Genomic DNA, 15,191 nt, shown 5'->3' on the forward strand with positions numbered 1-15,191 from the left:
TCACCCCCAGCGGTACCGGAAGGGTAACCCCGGTCCGGTCCCGACCGGAAGCGTCAAGTGTCGTTCTGTAGCGGATAGTTACTCTGAGTTACAGTTCGAGCCGGTAGCAGTGGCCCGTCTCCTCGCGCGAGGGCGTGGTGAAGACCTCGGCGAGGTGCATGCCGAGCCGCTGGGTCACCGCGATGGACCGGGTGTTGCGGGCCAGGACCATCGCCACCACGCTCGGCACCCCGGCCGCCCGCACCCGCTCCAGGGTCGCCTCCGCGGCAGCCGTCGCATACCCCTGGCCCCAGAACTCCCGCCCCAGCCGCCACCCGATCTCGATCTCACCCTTCGGTCCCCAGTCCTGCGGCCAGGGCTGGGCGCCGGTGAAACCGATGACCCGGTCCTCGGCGTCGAGCATCGTCCACAGGCAGAAACCGCGCTCCGCGTCGTGCCGGCGCTGGCGGGCGGTGAGCTCCTCGTAGACGGACAGCTCCGCGGCCTTCCCGCCGTGGAACTCCATGACGTCCGGGTGCGCGAAGGCCCGGTGCCAGGCCACGGCGTCCTCGTCGGTCGGGACACGCAGCCGTACTGCGGGGAGAGCTCGGTTCACGGGGCAGCCCTTCAGCCTGGTGATCAGTGGCGCTGAATAGACTGCCCATGTCCAGTGCCGGTCGGCACGCAGATTTCGAACTTGGGGAGATCCCGCCGTGACCGAGCCCCTCTCCGAAAACACCGCCGATGTGATCGTCGTCGGCGCGGGGCCAGCCGGCTCCGCCACCGCCTACCACCTCGCCAAGTCCGGACTCGACGTACTCCTGCTGGAGAAGACCGAGTTCCCGCGCGAGAAGGTGTGCGGCGACGGACTCACCCCGCGCGCCACCAAGCAGCTCGTGGCCATGGGCATCGACATCTCCGAGGAGGCCGGCTGGCTGCGCAACAAGGGCCTGCGCATCATCGGCGGCGGCGTCCGCCTCCAGCTGGACTGGCCGGAACTCGCCTCCTTCCCGGACTACGGCCTCGTCCGCAAGCGCGACGACTTCGACGAACAGCTCGCCCACAACGCCCAGAAGGCGGGCGCCCGTCTCTACGAGCGCTGCAACGTCGGCGCCCCGATCATCGACGAGCGCACCGGCCGGATCACCGGCGTCAACGCCAAGCTCGGCGAGGAGAAACGCGAAGTCACCTTCCACGCGCCCCTGGTGGTCGCCGCCGACGGCAACTCCACCCGCCTCTCCCTCGCGATGGGCCTGCACCGCCGCGAGGACCGCCCGATGGGCGTCGCGGTGCGGACGTATTTTGAGAGCCCGCGCCACGAGGACGACTACCTGGAGTCCTGGCTGGAACTGTGGGACCGCCGCGGCGCCGAGGACCGCCTCCTGCCCGGCTACGGCTGGATCTTCGGCATGGGCGACGGCACCTCGAACGTCGGCCTCGGCGTCCTCAACACCTCCGACTCCTTCAAGGAGTTGGACTGGCGCGAGGTGCTGAAGGCCTGGTGCGCGTCCATGCCCGAGGACTGGGGGTACACCCCCGAAAACATGACCGGCCCGATCCGCGGCGCCGCCCTCCCGATGGCCTTCAACCGTCAACCCCATTACACGAAGGGGTTGTTGCTGGTCGGCGACGCCGGCGGCCTGGTGAACCCCTTCAACGGCGAGGGCATCGCCTACGCCATGGAGTCCGGCCAGATCGCCGCCGACGTCATCGTCCAGGCCCACGCCCGCCCGACCCCGGCGAGCCGCGAACTCGCCCTGCAGCGCTACCCGCGGGTCCTCAAGGACACCTACGGCGGCTACTACACGCTGGGCCGCGCCTTCGTGAAGCTCATCGGCAACCCGAAGGTCATGAAGATCGCGGCCCAGCGCGGCCTGACGCACCCCCTGCTGATGAAGTTCACCCTGAAGATGCTGGCCAACCTCACCGACCCCACGGGCGGCGACGCGATGGACCGCATCATCAACGGGCTGAGCAAGGTGGCGCCGAAGGCGTGACCGTGGCGGCGATCAGCCGCTGAGCGCGGCCGTCTTGGCGGCCCGGCGGGCGAACACCTCGTCACGCCGGTCCGCCACCTGCCGCAGCGCCTCCTTGCGGTCCCGCTTGGAGAGCCGGTCCAGGTAGACCTGACCGTTGACGTGGTCGGTCTCGTGGGCGAGGCAGCGCGCGAAGTACCCCGTGCCTTCGATCACAAGCGCGTTGCCGTCCTTGTCGAGCCCGCGCACCACGGCCCGGTCCGGACGCGGTACGTCCATCATGGCGCCCGGCACCGACAGGCAGCCCTCGCCCTCGTCGAGCAGCCGGCGCCCGGCCGGGTCGAGCGGGTCGAGGACCGGATTGACGACGTGTCCGACATGCCGGACACCGTCGTCGTCGAGGCAGTCGTACACGAACAGGCGCAGATCGACGCCCACTTGATTGGCCGCGAGGCCGGCTCCGTCGGCGACGTACATGGTGAGGAACATGTCGTCGATGAGCGCGGCGAGGTCGGGCCCGAACTCGGTGACGTCCCGGGACGGGCGGTGCAGGACCTCTTCGCCGACCTCGGTGACGCGCCGCACGGAACCGCGGCGGGCCTCGGGTGCGGGGCGGGGATAGGAGTCGACGGGGCTGCCCTGGACGAAGACACGTGGCATGGATTGCTCTCCTCCGGTTTGGCGTCCGGCGTACTGGTTAGCCGAACGTGAGGAGAGAGTTTTTCAGGGAAGCGACGAACTCCGGTAGTGGGAACGCCCCGTGGGTCCGGGGCGACCGGAGGACACGCCGAGGGGACCGCTGCCCCCGAGCGGCAGCGGCCCCATGCTCACGGCGTCGTGCGCGGGTGTCAGAGCACCCGCACCGCGCCGGTCGGCATGTCGTACGACAGCGGCCGCTCCACGATGCCGGTGGAGGGGTTCTGCGCGCCGACGAACATGCCGTCGCCCACGTACACCGCCACGTGGTAGGCACTGCCCGCGCTGCCCCAGTACAGGATGTCGCCGGCCTGAAGGTTGCTCAGGGACACCTGAGTTCCCGCGGTCGACTGGTCCTGGGAGACGCGCGGCAGGCTGATGCCGACCTGCTTGAAGGCGGCTCCGACGAGTCCGGAGCAGTCGTACGCGCTGGGGCCGGTGGCGCCCAGGACGTAGGACTTGCCGATCTGGGCCTTCACGAAGGCCACGATGGTCGCGGCCGAACCGGTCGCCGTCGACGAGCTGGTGCTGGTGCTCGTGGAGGCGCTTGTGGACGTCGAAGCGGACAGGGTGGTCCGCTCGGAGCTGCGCGAGGCCGCCTGCGCCGCAGCGGCCTTACGAGCGGCTTCCTGGGCCTTCTTCTTGGCCTCCGCCTTCTTCTTGGCGTCCGCGAGGTCCGCCTTCGCCTGCTTCGCGGCGTTTGCGGCGGCCGTGTCACGCTCGGCCTGCAGCTGGTAGTTGGCTGCGGCCTGCTGCGTGGCCTCGGCGGACTGCGCGACCTGCGTGGCCAGATCGGCCGTCAGGGTGGGCAGTTGCATGGTCTGTGTGGTCTCGGCGGCGTTGGCCGTGGCTGCACCCGCCGCCGCCATGCTGAGAACGCCACCGGCAACTCCGGCCCGCACGGCGATGTTCGTCGTCGCGCTGCGGCGGGGTTTCCGGTGGCTGCGTATGTGAGCGGTGTGGGACATGAGACCAACCGGTATCAGGGGCTCCTCCATACCTTCAAGAAACGTGTGCTGCGCCACAATTGTTCAATGGGCCCCATCAACCCCGGGTGTGTCGTTCCTTATTGACGCCGTAACGGACATTGCGGACCTGGGTGATCAGGTGTGTGATCACGGTCTTTCGTCGGTACGTCCGAATTGCCCGCCACCTACCACCTGTTGGGACAGGTGGCCAAGCCCCGTTCTCATGCGCCTCTCATGAGTGTGGCGGAGGTCACGGAACGGTTACCGGAATGCGTGCGTCCTGCGTGGGTACCGCGGGCGGGTGACTTCGTGAACGTGTGCACGCGTCCACACCGTGCCGCGCGCGTCCCTCTGATGTGTGAACGGGCCTCCACTATCAAGCGGCCCCGTCCAACTCCAATTTGCATGCAAGGGAAGCCTCTTGATATTGAGACGCCGCCCTCTGGCTGCGATGACGAGCGGAAATGTCACCTCTGGTGACCGCTCGGGCGCTTCGCGTGCGAAGATCGCCGCCCGTCCGGCGCGATGATCCTTCGTCGGGTGGTGGAGATCACAAAGCTTGTGTAATACCCCGTGTCGCAGATCACAGAGCGCCGGGCATAAGATGCGGGGCAGTTGGGCTTGTGACCTGCTTCACATGTTCTCGATCTTCGTTGGGACGAACGGGGTTTGAGCGGCGCGTGAGCCGGAAGCGGACCCGATGCCATCGCCAGCAGTCAGTGCCGACTGAGAGGAGCGAGGAGCGGTGAACGCGTATGCGCCCATCCTCGTACTGGGAGCCCTCGGGGCAGGCTTTGCGATCTTCTCCGTGGTCATGGCCACGCTGATCGGTCCGAAGCGGTACAACCGGGCCAAGCTCGAAGCGTACGAGTGCGGCATCGAGCCGACCCCCACGCCGGCCGGCGGCGGGCGCTTCCCCATCAAGTACTACCTGACGGCGATGCTCTTCATCGTCTTCGACATCGAGATCGTCTTCCTCTACCCCTGGGCCGTCACCTTCGACGCCCTGGGTGTTTTCGGGCTCGTGGAGATGCTGCTCTTCGTGCTCACCGTCTTCGTCGCGTACGCGTACGTATGGCGGCGCGGCGGCCTGGAATGGGACTGAGGGGCCTTAGACCATGGGACTCGAAGAAAAGCTGCCGAGCGGTTTCCTGCTGACCACCGTCGAGCAGGCCGCGGGCTGGGTGCGCAAGGCGTCCGTCTTCCCTGCCACGTTCGGCCTCGCCTGCTGCGCCATCGAGATGATGACGACCGGCGCCGGACGCTACGACCTCGCGCGCTTCGGCATGGAGGTCTTCCGCGGATCTCCCCGCCAGGCGGACCTGATGATCGTCGCGGGCCGGGTCAGCCAGAAGATGGCGCCGGTGCTGCGGCAGGTCTATGACCAGATGCCGAACCCCAAGTGGGTCATCTCCATGGGCGTGTGCGCCTCGTCGGGCGGCATGTTCAACAACTACGCGATCGTGCAGGGCGTCGACCACATCGTCCCGGTCGACATCTACCTCCCGGGCTGTCCGCCACGGCCCGAGATGCTGATCGACGCGATCCTCAAGCTCCACCACAAGATCCAGACCTCCAAGCTCGGCGTGAACGCCGAGGAGGCGGCCCGTGAGGCGGAGGAGGCGGCGCTCAAGGCACTGCCCACCATCGAGATGAAGGGCCTGCTGCGGTGAGTGACGCGAACGGCACCAACGGAGCCGACCCGGAGCAGGATCCGGGCGCCTCCAACCTCCCCGGCCCGCGCGGCGAGGGCGAGGAGATCCGCGTCCAGCGCGGCATGTTCGGCGCCAACAACGGTGGCGACACCTCCGGTTACGGCGGCCTGGTCCGCTCGGTCCGCCTGCCGGGCGAGGCGAGCCGGCCCTACGGCGGCTGGTTCGACGAGGTCGCCGACGAGCTGGAGGGCGCCCTGGAGGAACAGGGCCTGCTGCCCGGCAACGCGATCGAGAAGACGGTCGTCGACCGCGACGAACTCACCTTCCACGTCGAACGCGAGCACCTGGTCCGCGTCGCCCAGACCCTGCGCGACGACCCGGCCCTGCGCTTCGAACTCTGCACCGGCGTCAGCGCGGTCCACTACCTGCACGACAAGGGCCGCGAGCTGCACGCCGTCTACCACCTGCGCTCGATCACCCACAACCGGCTGATCCGCCTCGAAGTCAGCGCCCCGGACAGCGATCCGCACATCCCGTCCCTGGTCCCGGTCTATCCGACCAACGACTGGCACGAGCGCGAGACGTACGACTTCTTCGGGATCGTCTTCGACGGTCACCCGGCCCTGACGCGGATCATGATGCCGGACGACTGGCAGGGCCACCCGCAGCGCAAGGACTACCCGCTCGGCGGCATCGCCGTCGAGTACAAGGGCGCCCAGATCCCGGCTCCGGACCAGCGGAGGTCGTACTCGTGAGCACGCAGTCAGCATCCGCCTCCGCAGCTTCGGCGCGCGAGACCACCGAGGGCACCGTATATACGGTCACCGGTGGCGACTGGGACGAGGTCGTCCAGTCCGCGGCCAAGGCCGACGACGAGCGCATCGTCGTCAACATGGGGCCCCAGCACCCCTCCACGCACGGTGTGCTCCGTCTCATCCTGGAGATCGACGGCGAGACGGTCACCGAGGCCCGCTGCGGCATCGGCTACCTGCACACCGGGATCGAGAAGAACCTCGAGTACCGAACGTGGACGCAGGGCACCACGTTCGTGACGCGCATGGACTACCTGACGTCCTTCTTCAACGAGACCGCCTACTGTCTCGCCGTCGAGAAACTCCTCGGCGTCGAGGAGCAGATCACCGAGCGGGCGAAGATCATCCGGGTGCTCCTGATGGAGCTGAACCGGATGTCCTCCCACCTGGTGTGCATCGCCACCGGCGGCATGGAGCTCGGCGCCACCACGATCATGATCTACGGATTCCGCGATCGTGAAATGATTCTCGACATCTACGAGCTCATCACGGGCCTGCGGATGAACCACGCGTACATCCGCCCCGGCGGACTCGCCCAGGACCTGCCGCCCGGCGCGGTGGACCAGATCCGCGAGTTCGTGAAGAAGATGAAGAAGAACCTCCCCGAGTACGACAAGCTCGCCACCGGGAACCCCATCTTCAAGGCCCGTATGCAGGACGTCGGTTACCTCGACCTGGCCGGCTGCATGGCCCTCGGTGCCACCGGCCCGATCCTGCGCTCCACCGGCCTGCCGCACGACCTGCGTAAGGCGCAGCCGTACTGCGACTACGAGACGTACGACTTCGACATCCCGACCGCGGACACCTGCGACTCCTACGGCCGCTTCCTCATCCGCCTGGAGGAGATGCGCCAGTCGCTGAGGATCGTCGAGCAGTGCCTGGACCGGCTGCAGCCCGGCCCGGTCATGGTCGCCGACAAGAAGATCGCCTGGCCCGCCCAACTCGCGCTCGGGCCGGACGGGTTGGGCAACTCGCTCGACCACATCAAGCAGATCATGGGCACCTCCATGGAGGCCCTGATCCACCACTTCAAGCTGGTGACCGAAGGCTTCCGCGTGCCGCCGGGACAGGCGTACGCGGCGGTCGAGTCGCCCAAGGGCGAACTCGGGGTGCACGCCGTGTCCGACGGAGGCACCCGCCCCTACCGGGTCCACTTCAGGGACCCGTCCTTCACCAACCTTCAGGCCATGGCGGCGATGTGCGAGGGCGGCCAGGTCGCCGACGTCATCGTCGCCGTCGCGTCCATCGACCCCGTGATGGGAGGCGTCGACCGGTGACCACCAGTTCTTCGGAGCAGGGCGTCAGTCTGGGCATGCCCCAACTGCCCGCGCCCGCCTACCCGGACGACGTCCGGGCCCGGCTGGAGGCCGACGGGCGGGAGATCATCGCCCGCTACCCGGACTCCCGCTCGGCCCTCCTGCCGTTGCTGCATCTCGTGCAGGCGGAGGAGGGTCATGTCACGCGCACGGGACAGCAGTTCTGCGCGAACCTGCTCGACCTGACGACGGCCGAGGTCGCCGCCGTGGCGACCTTCTACTCCATGTACCGGCGCCGGCCGAGCGGTGACTACCAGGTCGGGGTCTGCACCAACACCCTGTGCGCGGTGATGGGCGGCGACGCGATCTTCGAGTCCCTCCAGGAGCACCTGGGCGTCGGCAACGGTGAGACCACCGACGACGGCAAGGTCACCCTGGAGCACATCGAGTGCAACGCGGCCTGCGACTTCGCGCCGGTGGTGATGGTCAACTGGGAGTTCTTCGACAACCAGACCCCGGCCAGCGCCCGGCGCCTCGTGGACGACCTGCGGGCGGGCGCTCCGGTGGAGCCCACGCGCGGGGCGCCGATGTGCACCTTCAAGGAGACCGCGCGGATCCTCGCCGGCTTCCCCGACGAGCGGCCAGGGGCCGTCGAGGCGAGCGGCGGTGCGGGACCCGCGTCGCTGGTGGGCCTCCGCCTGGCCAGGGGAGAGACCGCACCCGCGCGCGTGGTCCATCCGCGGGGCTCCGGTGCGCCGCAGGACACGTCGCCGACGACCGAGCACCTCAGTTCGCACGATGCGCCGCAGGACACGTCGGCCTCCGACCCCGCCCACCCGGCGGGGCCTGTCGCCGAGGAGGGGGAGTGATGACCTTGGCACCCGAACTGAAAGACCACAGCCCCGAGAAGCTGCTCGCACCCGTGCTGTCGGCCTTCTGGGACGAGGACGAGTCCTGGACTCTGGACACGTACCGAAGGCACGAGGGATACGAGGGGCTCCGCAAGGCGCTCGCGATGTCGCCGGACGACCTCATCGCGTATGTGAAGGACTCCGGTCTGCGCGGTCGCGGTGGCGCCGGCTTCCCCACCGGAATGAAATGGCAATTCATTCCCCAAGGGGATGGAAAACCGCACTATCTAGTTGTCAACGCCGACGAGTCGGAGCCCGGGACGTGTAAGGACATCCCGCTCCTGTTCGCGAACCCGCATAGCCTCATCGAGGGCATTGTCATCGCGTGTTATGCCATCAGGTCGTCGCATGCCTTCATCTATCTGCGTGGTGAAGTCGTCCCCGTATTGCGGCGGTTGCACGAGGCCGTGCGCGAGGCGTACGACGCGGGCTTCCTCGGCGAGAACATCCTGGGCAGCGGGCTCGACCTCCAGCTCACCGTGCACGCGGGTGCTGGCGCGTACATCTGCGGTGAGGAGACCGCGCTGCTCGACTCGCTCGAAGGCCGCCGTGGTCAACCGCGGCTCCGTCCCCCTTTCCCTGCGGTCGCGGGCCTCTATGCGTGCCCGACTGTTGTGAATAACGTCGAGTCGATCGCGTCAGTTCCCGCCATTCTGCAAAAAGGCAAGGAATGGTTCAGGTCGATGGGCAGCGAGAAGTCCCCGGGCTTCACGCTCTACTCGCTCAGCGGCCATGTCACCAGTCCCGGTCAGTACGAGGCGCCGCTCGGCATCACACTCCGTCAGCTGCTCGACATGAGCGGCGGGATGCGGGCCGGACATCGCCTCAAGTTCTGGACGCCGGGCGGGTCTTCCACGCCGATGTTCACCGACGAGCACCTCGACGTCCCTCTTGACTACGAAGGAGTCGGTGCCGCGGGTTCCATGCTCGGCACCAAGGCTCTGCAATGTTTCGACGAGACGACCTGCGTGGTGCGTGCCGTCACCCGCTGGACCGAGTTCTACGCCCACGAGTCCTGCGGCAAGTGCACACCGTGCCGCGAAGGGACGTACTGGCTCGTGCAGTTGCTGCGCGACATCGAGGCCGGCAAGGGCTCGATGTCCGACCTCGACAAGCTGAACGACATCGCCGACAACATCAACGGCAAGTCCTTCTGCGCCCTCGGCGACGGTGCCGCCTCGCCGATCTTCTCCTCGCTCAAGTACTTCCGCGAGGAGTACGAGCAGCACATCACGGGCCGGGGCTGTCCCTTCGACCCGGCCAAGTCCACGGCCTGGGCCGACCGCACGGAGGTGAACGCATGACGGTACAGCAGTCGACTAGCGGCTCCGCCGCGGGCTCACGCTCCTCCGGAGGGGGCGAAGCGGCGGTCCCGCCCGAGGATCTCGTCTCGCTGACGATCGACGGCGCCGAGATCAGCGTGCCCAAGGGCACCCTGGTCATCCGCGCCGCCGAGCAACTCGGCATCGAGGTCCCCCGGTTCTGCGACCATCCCCTCCTCGACCCGGTCGGCGCCTGCCGCCAGTGCATCGTCGAGGTCGAGGGCCAGCGCAAACCGATGGCGTCCTGCACGATCACGTGCACGGACGGCATGGTCGTCAAGACCCAGCTCACCTCTCCGGTCGCGGAGAAGTCGCAGCACGGCGTGATGGAACTGCTCCTCATCAACCACCCGCTGGACTGCCCGGTCTGTGACAAGGGCGGCGAGTGCCCCCTGCAGAACCAGGCGATGTCCCACGGCAACGCCGAGTCCCGCTTCGAGGGCCGGAAGCGGACCTACGAGAAGCCCGTCCCGATCTCCACCCAGGTGCTCCTGGACCGCGAGCGCTGCGTGCTGTGCGCGCGCTGCACCCGCTTCTCGAACCAGATCGCGGGCGACCCGATGATCGAGATGGTCGAGCGGGGCGCGCTCCAGCAGATCGGCACCGGTGAGGGCGACCCCTTCGAGTCGTACTTCTCCGGGAACACCATCCAGATCTGCCCGGTGGGCGCGCTGACCTCGGCGGCGTACCGATTCCGCTCCCGCCCCTTCGACCTGGTCTCCACGCCGTCGGTGTGCGAGCACTGCGCCGGGGGCTGCGCGACCCGCACCGACCACCGGCGCGGCAAGGTCATGCGGCGCCTGGCCGCCGTGGACCCCGAGGTCAACGAGGAGTGGGTCTGCGACAAGGGGCGCTTCGGCTTCCGGTACGCGCAGCAGCGCGACCGGCTGCAGACGCCCCTGGTGCGCAACGCGGACGGTGTCCTGGAGCCCGCGTCCTGGCCGGAGGCCCTGGAGGCCGCCGCCCAGGGCCTGTCGGCGGCGCGCGGCCGCACCGGTGTCCTGACCGGCGGCCGCCTCACCATCGAGGACGCCTACGCGTACAGCAAGTTCGCGCGCGTGGCCCTCGACACCAACGACATCGACTTCCGCGCGCGCGTGCACAGCAGCGAGGAGGCCGACTTCCTGGCCGCCCGGGTCGCAGGGCGCGGCCGGGACCTCGACGGCAACGGCGTCACGTACACATCCCTGGAGAAGGCGCCCGCCGTCCTGCTGGTCGGGTTCGAATCCGAGGAGGAGGCGCCCGGCGTCTTCCTCCGGCTGCGCAAGGCCTCGCGCAAGCACGGGCAGCGGGTGTTCTCGCTGGCCACCCACGCCACGCGCGGACTGGAGAAGGCGGGCGGCATCCTGCTGCCGGCCGCTCCCGGCACCGAGACCGAGTGGCTGGACGCGCTCGCCAGCGGGGTCGGCCTTGAGAATGACGGCGCCAGCGCCTCCGAAGCGCTGCGCGCCGAGGGCGCGGTGATCGTCGTAGGCGAGCGGCTGGCCGCCGTCGCCGGGGGCCTCACCGCCGCCGTACGGGCCGCGTTCGCGACCGGGTCCCGGCTGGTGTGGATTCCGCGCCGGGCCGGGGAACGGGGGGCGATCGAGGCGGGCGCGCTGCCGTCGCTGCTGCCGGGCGGGCGTCCGGCCACCGACCCACGCGCGCGTGAGGAGGTCGCCGTCGCCTGGGGCGTCGCCGAACTCCCGCACCGCTACGGCCGCGACGCCGGCCAGATCGTCGAGGCCGCCGCCGGGGGTGAACTCCGGGCGCTGCTCGTCGCCGGTGTGGAGCCGGGCGACCTGTCCGACCCGGCACGCGCGCGTGCGGCACTTCACGAAGTCGGCTTCCTGGTGTCGCTCGAACTGCGGCCCAGCGAGGTCACCGAACACGCGGATGTCGTCCTCCCGGTCGCGGCGGTCGCCGAGAAGGCGGGCGCCTTCCTCAACTGGGAGGGCCGGGTCCGCTTCTTCGACGCCGCGCTCAAGCCCGACCAGATGACCCGCACCCTCGCCCCGACCGACGCGCGCGTCCTGCACATGCTGGCCGACGCGATGGACGTACACCTGGGTCTGCCCGATCTGCGCACCACGCGCGCGGAGTTGGACCGGCTGGGTGCCTGGGACGGGCCGCGGGCCACCGATCCGCTGGAGACCGCGGGCGTGCTGCCCCGGCCGGCCGCCGGGGAGGCCGTGCTCGCCGGGCACCGGCTGCTGCTCGACCAGGGCGCGCTCCAGGAGGGCGACGAAGCACTCGCCGGCACCCGGCACGCAGCCCACGCGCGCGTGTCGGCCGCCACGGCCGCCGAGGCGGGCGTCAAGGACGGCGACGCGCTCGCCGTGACCGGCGGCGCCGGAACCGTCGAACTCCCGCTGCGGATCACCGAGATGCCCGACCGCGTGGTCTGGCTCCCGCTGAACTCCACCGGCGGGGGCGTCGCCTCCGACACCGGGGCGCTGCCCGGCGCACTCGTCCGCATCGGCCCGGCCACGCTCGCGGGCGAGGCCCCCAAGGAGGTGGAGGCATGAGCCCGTACCCGTACCTCGCTGCCGAAGACCTCTCGATGTTCGGCCGCGACCCCTGGTGGCTGGTCGTCGTCAAAGCGGTGTTCTGCTTCGCGTTCCTGATGATCACCGTGCTGTTCTCGATCGTCTGGGAACGCAAGGTCGTCGCCTGGATGCAGCTGCGCATCGGCCCCAACCGGCACGGCCCCTGGGGCATGCTCCAGTCGCTCGCCGACGGCGTGAAGCTGATGCTCAAGGAAGACCTGATCGTCAAGCGCGCGGACAAGCTGATCTACATCCTCGCGCCGATCATCGCGGCCATCCCGGCCTTCATGGCGATCGCGGTGATCCCCTTCGGGCCCGCCGACAACGAGGTGTCGATCTTCGGCCACCGCACCACGATGCAGTTGACCGACCTCCCGATCGCGATGCTCTACATCCTCGCGGTCGCCTCGGTCGGCATCTACGGCATCGTGCTTGCCGGTTGGAGCTCCGGCTCCACCTACCCGCTGCTCGGCGGTCTGCGCTCCTGCGCCCAGATGATCTCCTACGAGATCGCGATGGGCGCGGCGTTCGCCTCGGTGTTCCTCTACTCCGGGTCGATGTCCACGTCGACGATCGTTGAACAACAGCACGACCGCTGGTACATCATCCTGCTGCCGGTCTCCTTCATCATCTACATCATCACGATGGTCGGCGAGACCAACCGCGCCCCCTTCGACATGCCGGAGTCCGAGGGCGACCTGGTCGGCGGCTTCAACACCGAGTACTCGTCCATCAAGTTCGCGCTCTTCATGCTCGCCGAGTACGTGAACATGGTGACGGTCTCCGCGGTGTCGACCACGCTCTTCCTGGGCGGCTGGCGGGCCCCGTGGCCGATCAGCTCCTTCTGGGAGGGCGCGAACCACGGCTGGTGGCCGATGCTCTGGTTCGTCATCAAGGTCCAGCTGCTGCTGTTCTTCTTCATCTGGCTCCGCGGCACCCTCCCGCGCGTGCGCTACGACCAGTTGATGAAGCTCGGCTGGAAGGTCCTCATCCCGGTCTCCGTGGTCTGGCTGATGCTCGTCGCGACCGTACGGACCCTGAAGAACGAGAACTACGACTTCGCCGACATCGCCCTCTACATCGGCGGCGGTGTGCTCGTCCTGCTGTTGCTGTCCTTCATCGCGGACATGTTCCGCCAGAAGGCCAAGGACGACGCGCAACTGGCCGAGGAACCCGCCGGGTTCGACGCGATGGCGGGCGGATTCCCCGTACCGCCGCTGCCCGGACAGGAGTTGCCACCGGTGCCTCGACGCCCCTCGCGCCGCGAGCGGGAGTTGATTGTCAGTGGTGGGTCGGACACTGGCAGTGACGGATCTCTGGATGGAAAGGAGGCGTCCGATGGCTGAGGAGCCCAAGGAGACCAAACCCGGTTTCCAGAACCCCGTGGCCGGCTTCGGCGTGACCTTCAAGGCCATGTTCAAGAAGCGGCTGACCGAGCAGTACCCGGAGCAGGAGAAGACCACAGCCCCCCGGTTCCACGGACGGCACCAGCTCAACCGCCATCCGGACGGCCTGGAGAAGTGCGTCGGCTGCGAGCTGTGCGCCTGGGCCTGCCCCGCCGACGCCATCTACGTGGAGGGTGCCGACAACACCGACGAGGAGCGCTACTCGCCGGGCGAGCGGTACGGCCGCGTCTACCAGATCAACTACGCCCGCTGCATCCTGTGCGGCCTGTGCATCGAGGCGTGCCCCACGCGCGCGTTGACGATGACCAACGAGTTCGAGCTGGCCGACACGAGCCGCGCGAACCTCATCTACACCAAGGAACAGCTGCTGGCCGGCCTTGAAGACACCATGGTCGACAGCCCGCACGCCATCTACCCGGGTATGGACGAACAGGACTACTACCGGGGCCTGGTGACGGAGGCCGCACCCGGCACGGTGCCCCAAGTGGCCGTCTCCAAGGGCGAGAAGCCGAAGGAAGAGGGGGTGGAGGCATGAGCGCGCAGCTCGCCGCCGCCTACTCCACCTCCACCGGCGAGGCCTTCCAGTTCTGGGTCCTCGGCACGGTCGCGGTGATCGGCGCCCTGTCCACCATCCTCATGAGGAGGGCGGTGCACAGCGCGCTCTCCCTCGCCGGGACCATGATCATCCTGGCGGTCTTCTACCTCGCCAACGGCGCCTACTTCCTGGGCATCGTGCAGATCGTCGTCTATACCGGCGCGATCATGATGCTGTTCCTCTTCGTGGTGATGCTGGTCGGCGTCACGGCCGCCGACTCCCTGACGGAGACCATCAAGGGCCAGCGCTGGCTGGCCCTTCTCTGTGGGCTCGGCTTCGGCGTCCTGCTGTTCGCGGGCATCGGCAACGCCTCGCTCACGCAGTTCGACGGCCTGAGCACGGCCAACGCCAACGGCAACGTGGAGGGCCTGGCCGCCCTCATCTTCACGAAGTACGTGTTCGCCTTCGAAATCACCGGCGCCCTGCTGATCACGGCCGCCGTCGGCGCCATGGTGCTCACGCACCGCGAGCGCACCGAGCGGCCCAAGACCCAGCGCGAGCTGTCCGAGCAGCGCGTCCGCGAGGGCAAGCACGTCCCGCCGCTCCCCGCCCCGGGCGTCTACGCCCGGCACAACGCGGTGGACATCGCGGGCCTGCTCCCCGACGGCACCCCGTCCGAGCTCACGGTCAGCAAGACGCTCCGTGACCGCGGCCAGATCCGCGACGTGTCCAGCGAGGCACTCAACGACCTGCGGGCCCTGGAGCAGCGGGCCGAGGAGCGCCTGGAGCGCACCGAGATCGAGCCGGCGAACCTCAAGCGGACCGAGGAGGCGTCGAAGTGAACCCCGTCAACTACCTCTATCTCTCCGCCCTGTTGTTCACGATCGGCGCCACCGGCGTGCTGATCAGGCGGAACGCGATCGTCGTGTTCATGTGCATCGAGCTGATGCTCAACGCCTGCAACCTCGCGTTCGTCACCTTCTCCCGGATGCACGGCAACCTCGACGGTCAGGTCATCGCCTTCTTCACGATGGTCGTCGCCGCCGCGGAGGTCGTGGTCGGGCTCGCGATCATCGTGTCGCTGTTCCGTTCCCGCCACTCGGCCTCGGTCGACGACGCCAGCCTGATGAAGCTCTGAGGGGTCGCT

At 68.6% G+C, this 15,191-nt stretch carries 15 protein-coding genes; 12 read left to right on the forward strand and 3 right to left on the reverse strand.

Annotated features, from left to right (window positions below; translation table 11 throughout):
* Positions 1-88 precede the first annotated feature (88 nt).
* Complete coding sequence (locus OO69_RS22340) at positions 89-595, reverse strand: GNAT family N-acetyltransferase (RefSeq protein WP_033282498.1); 507 nt, start codon at positions 593-595, stop codon at positions 89-91.
* A gap of 97 nt (positions 596-692) precedes the next feature.
* On the opposite strand from OO69_RS22340, the gene OO69_RS22345 reads away from it, so the two are divergent.
* Positions 693-1,976 (forward strand): geranylgeranyl reductase family protein, encoded by a 1,284-nt coding sequence (locus tag OO69_RS22345; protein ID WP_033282499.1) that lies wholly within the window; start codon positions 693-695, stop codon positions 1,974-1,976.
* A 12-nt stretch (positions 1,977-1,988) separates the two neighbouring features.
* Here OO69_RS22345 and def read toward each other — a convergent pair whose 3' ends face one another.
* Positions 1,989-2,615 carry a peptide deformylase gene (def, locus tag OO69_RS22350; RefSeq protein WP_033282500.1) on the reverse strand — a complete coding sequence of 209 codons (627 nt, stop codon included), beginning with the start codon at positions 2,613-2,615 and terminating at the stop codon, positions 1,989-1,991.
* A gap of 188 nt (positions 2,616-2,803) precedes the next feature.
* Positions 2,804-3,619 (reverse strand): C40 family peptidase, encoded by an 816-nt coding sequence (locus tag OO69_RS22355; protein ID WP_033282501.1) that lies wholly within the window; start codon positions 3,617-3,619, stop codon positions 2,804-2,806.
* A 745-nt stretch (positions 3,620-4,364) separates the two neighbouring features.
* Here OO69_RS22355 and OO69_RS22360 point away from each other — a divergent pair.
* Genes OO69_RS22360 through nuoK form a run of 11 tightly spaced genes read left to right on the forward strand, consistent with a single transcriptional unit; the run spans position 4,365 to position 15,182 of the window.
* Positions 4,365-4,724: an NADH-quinone oxidoreductase subunit A gene (locus tag OO69_RS22360; RefSeq protein ID WP_007383963.1), complete on the forward strand. Its 360-nt coding sequence runs from the start codon at positions 4,365-4,367 to the stop codon at positions 4,722-4,724.
* A gap of 13 nt (positions 4,725-4,737) precedes the next feature.
* On the forward strand, positions 4,738-5,292 hold the full coding sequence (locus OO69_RS22365; RefSeq protein ID WP_033282502.1) for a NuoB/complex I 20 kDa subunit family protein: 555 nt from the start codon (positions 4,738-4,740) through the stop codon (positions 5,290-5,292).
* Positions 5,289-6,029: an NADH-quinone oxidoreductase subunit C gene (locus OO69_RS22370; protein WP_033282503.1), complete on the forward strand. Its 741-nt coding sequence runs from the start codon at positions 5,289-5,291 to the stop codon at positions 6,027-6,029. Before OO69_RS22365 ends, OO69_RS22370 begins: the two co-directional genes overlap by 4 nt.
* Positions 6,026-7,363, forward strand: coding sequence for an NADH-quinone oxidoreductase subunit D (locus OO69_RS22375; protein WP_033282504.1), 1,338 nt, complete (start codon positions 6,026-6,028; stop codon positions 7,361-7,363). The genes OO69_RS22370 and OO69_RS22375 overlap by 4 nt, the downstream gene beginning before the upstream one ends.
* On the forward strand, positions 7,360-8,211 hold the full coding sequence (gene nuoE / locus OO69_RS22380; RefSeq protein WP_033282505.1) for an NADH-quinone oxidoreductase subunit NuoE: 852 nt from the start codon (positions 7,360-7,362) through the stop codon (positions 8,209-8,211). Before OO69_RS22375 ends, nuoE begins: the two co-directional genes overlap by 4 nt.
* Positions 8,211-9,557 carry an NADH-quinone oxidoreductase subunit NuoF gene (gene nuoF, locus OO69_RS22385; RefSeq protein ID WP_033282506.1) on the forward strand — a complete coding sequence of 449 codons (1,347 nt, stop codon included), beginning with the start codon at positions 8,211-8,213 and terminating at the stop codon, positions 9,555-9,557. Before nuoE ends, nuoF begins: the two co-directional genes overlap by 1 nt.
* On the forward strand, positions 9,554-12,082 hold the full coding sequence (locus tag OO69_RS22390) for an NADH-quinone oxidoreductase subunit G (RefSeq protein ID WP_033282507.1): 2,529 nt from the start codon (positions 9,554-9,556) through the stop codon (positions 12,080-12,082). The genes nuoF and OO69_RS22390 overlap by 4 nt, the downstream gene beginning before the upstream one ends.
* Entirely contained in the window at positions 12,079-13,449 is a 1,371-nt protein-coding gene (nuoH, locus tag OO69_RS22395) for an NADH-quinone oxidoreductase subunit NuoH (RefSeq protein WP_033282508.1), read from the forward strand. The genes OO69_RS22390 and nuoH overlap by 4 nt, the downstream gene beginning before the upstream one ends.
* Entirely contained in the window at positions 13,442-14,044 is a 603-nt protein-coding gene (gene nuoI / locus OO69_RS22400) for an NADH-quinone oxidoreductase subunit NuoI (RefSeq protein WP_033282509.1), read from the forward strand. The genes nuoH and nuoI overlap by 8 nt, the downstream gene beginning before the upstream one ends.
* Complete coding sequence (locus tag OO69_RS22405) at positions 14,041-14,886, forward strand: NADH-quinone oxidoreductase subunit J (RefSeq protein WP_033282510.1); 846 nt, start codon at positions 14,041-14,043, stop codon at positions 14,884-14,886. The genes nuoI and OO69_RS22405 overlap by 4 nt, the downstream gene beginning before the upstream one ends.
* Positions 14,883-15,182 carry an NADH-quinone oxidoreductase subunit NuoK gene (gene nuoK / locus OO69_RS22410; protein WP_016437642.1) on the forward strand — a complete coding sequence of 100 codons (300 nt, stop codon included), beginning with the start codon at positions 14,883-14,885 and terminating at the stop codon, positions 15,180-15,182. Before OO69_RS22405 ends, nuoK begins: the two co-directional genes overlap by 4 nt.
* Positions 15,183-15,191 lie beyond the last annotated feature (9 nt).

Source organism: Streptomyces sp. NRRL F-525 (genome assembly GCF_000716605.1).
GTDB lineage: Bacteria > Actinomycetota > Actinomycetes > Streptomycetales > Streptomycetaceae > Streptomyces.

Bases quoted from the DNA above. Each gene is read 5' to 3' on its own strand.
- OO69_RS22390 (WP_033282507.1), top strand. From the start codon at position 9,554: ATGACGGTACAGCAGTCGACTAGCGGCTCCGCCGCGGGCTCACGCTCC.
- OO69_RS22405 (WP_033282510.1), top strand. From the start codon at position 14,041: ATGAGCGCGCAGCTCGCCGCCGCCTACTCCACCTCCACCGGCGAGGCC.
- nuoF (WP_033282506.1), top strand. From the start codon at position 8,211: ATGACCTTGGCACCCGAACTGAAAGACCACAGCCCCGAGAAGCTGCTC.
- OO69_RS22355 (WP_033282501.1), bottom strand. From the start codon at position 3,619: ATGTCCCACACCGCTCACATACGCAGCCACCGGAAACCCCGCCGCAGC.
- nuoH (WP_033282508.1), top strand. From the start codon at position 12,079: ATGAGCCCGTACCCGTACCTCGCTGCCGAAGACCTCTCGATGTTCGGC.
- OO69_RS22365 (WP_033282502.1), top strand. From the start codon at position 4,738: ATGGGACTCGAAGAAAAGCTGCCGAGCGGTTTCCTGCTGACCACCGTC.
- nuoI (WP_033282509.1), top strand. From the start codon at position 13,442: ATGGCTGAGGAGCCCAAGGAGACCAAACCCGGTTTCCAGAACCCCGTG.
- def (WP_033282500.1), bottom strand. From the start codon at position 2,615: ATGCCACGTGTCTTCGTCCAGGGCAGCCCCGTCGACTCCTATCCCCGC.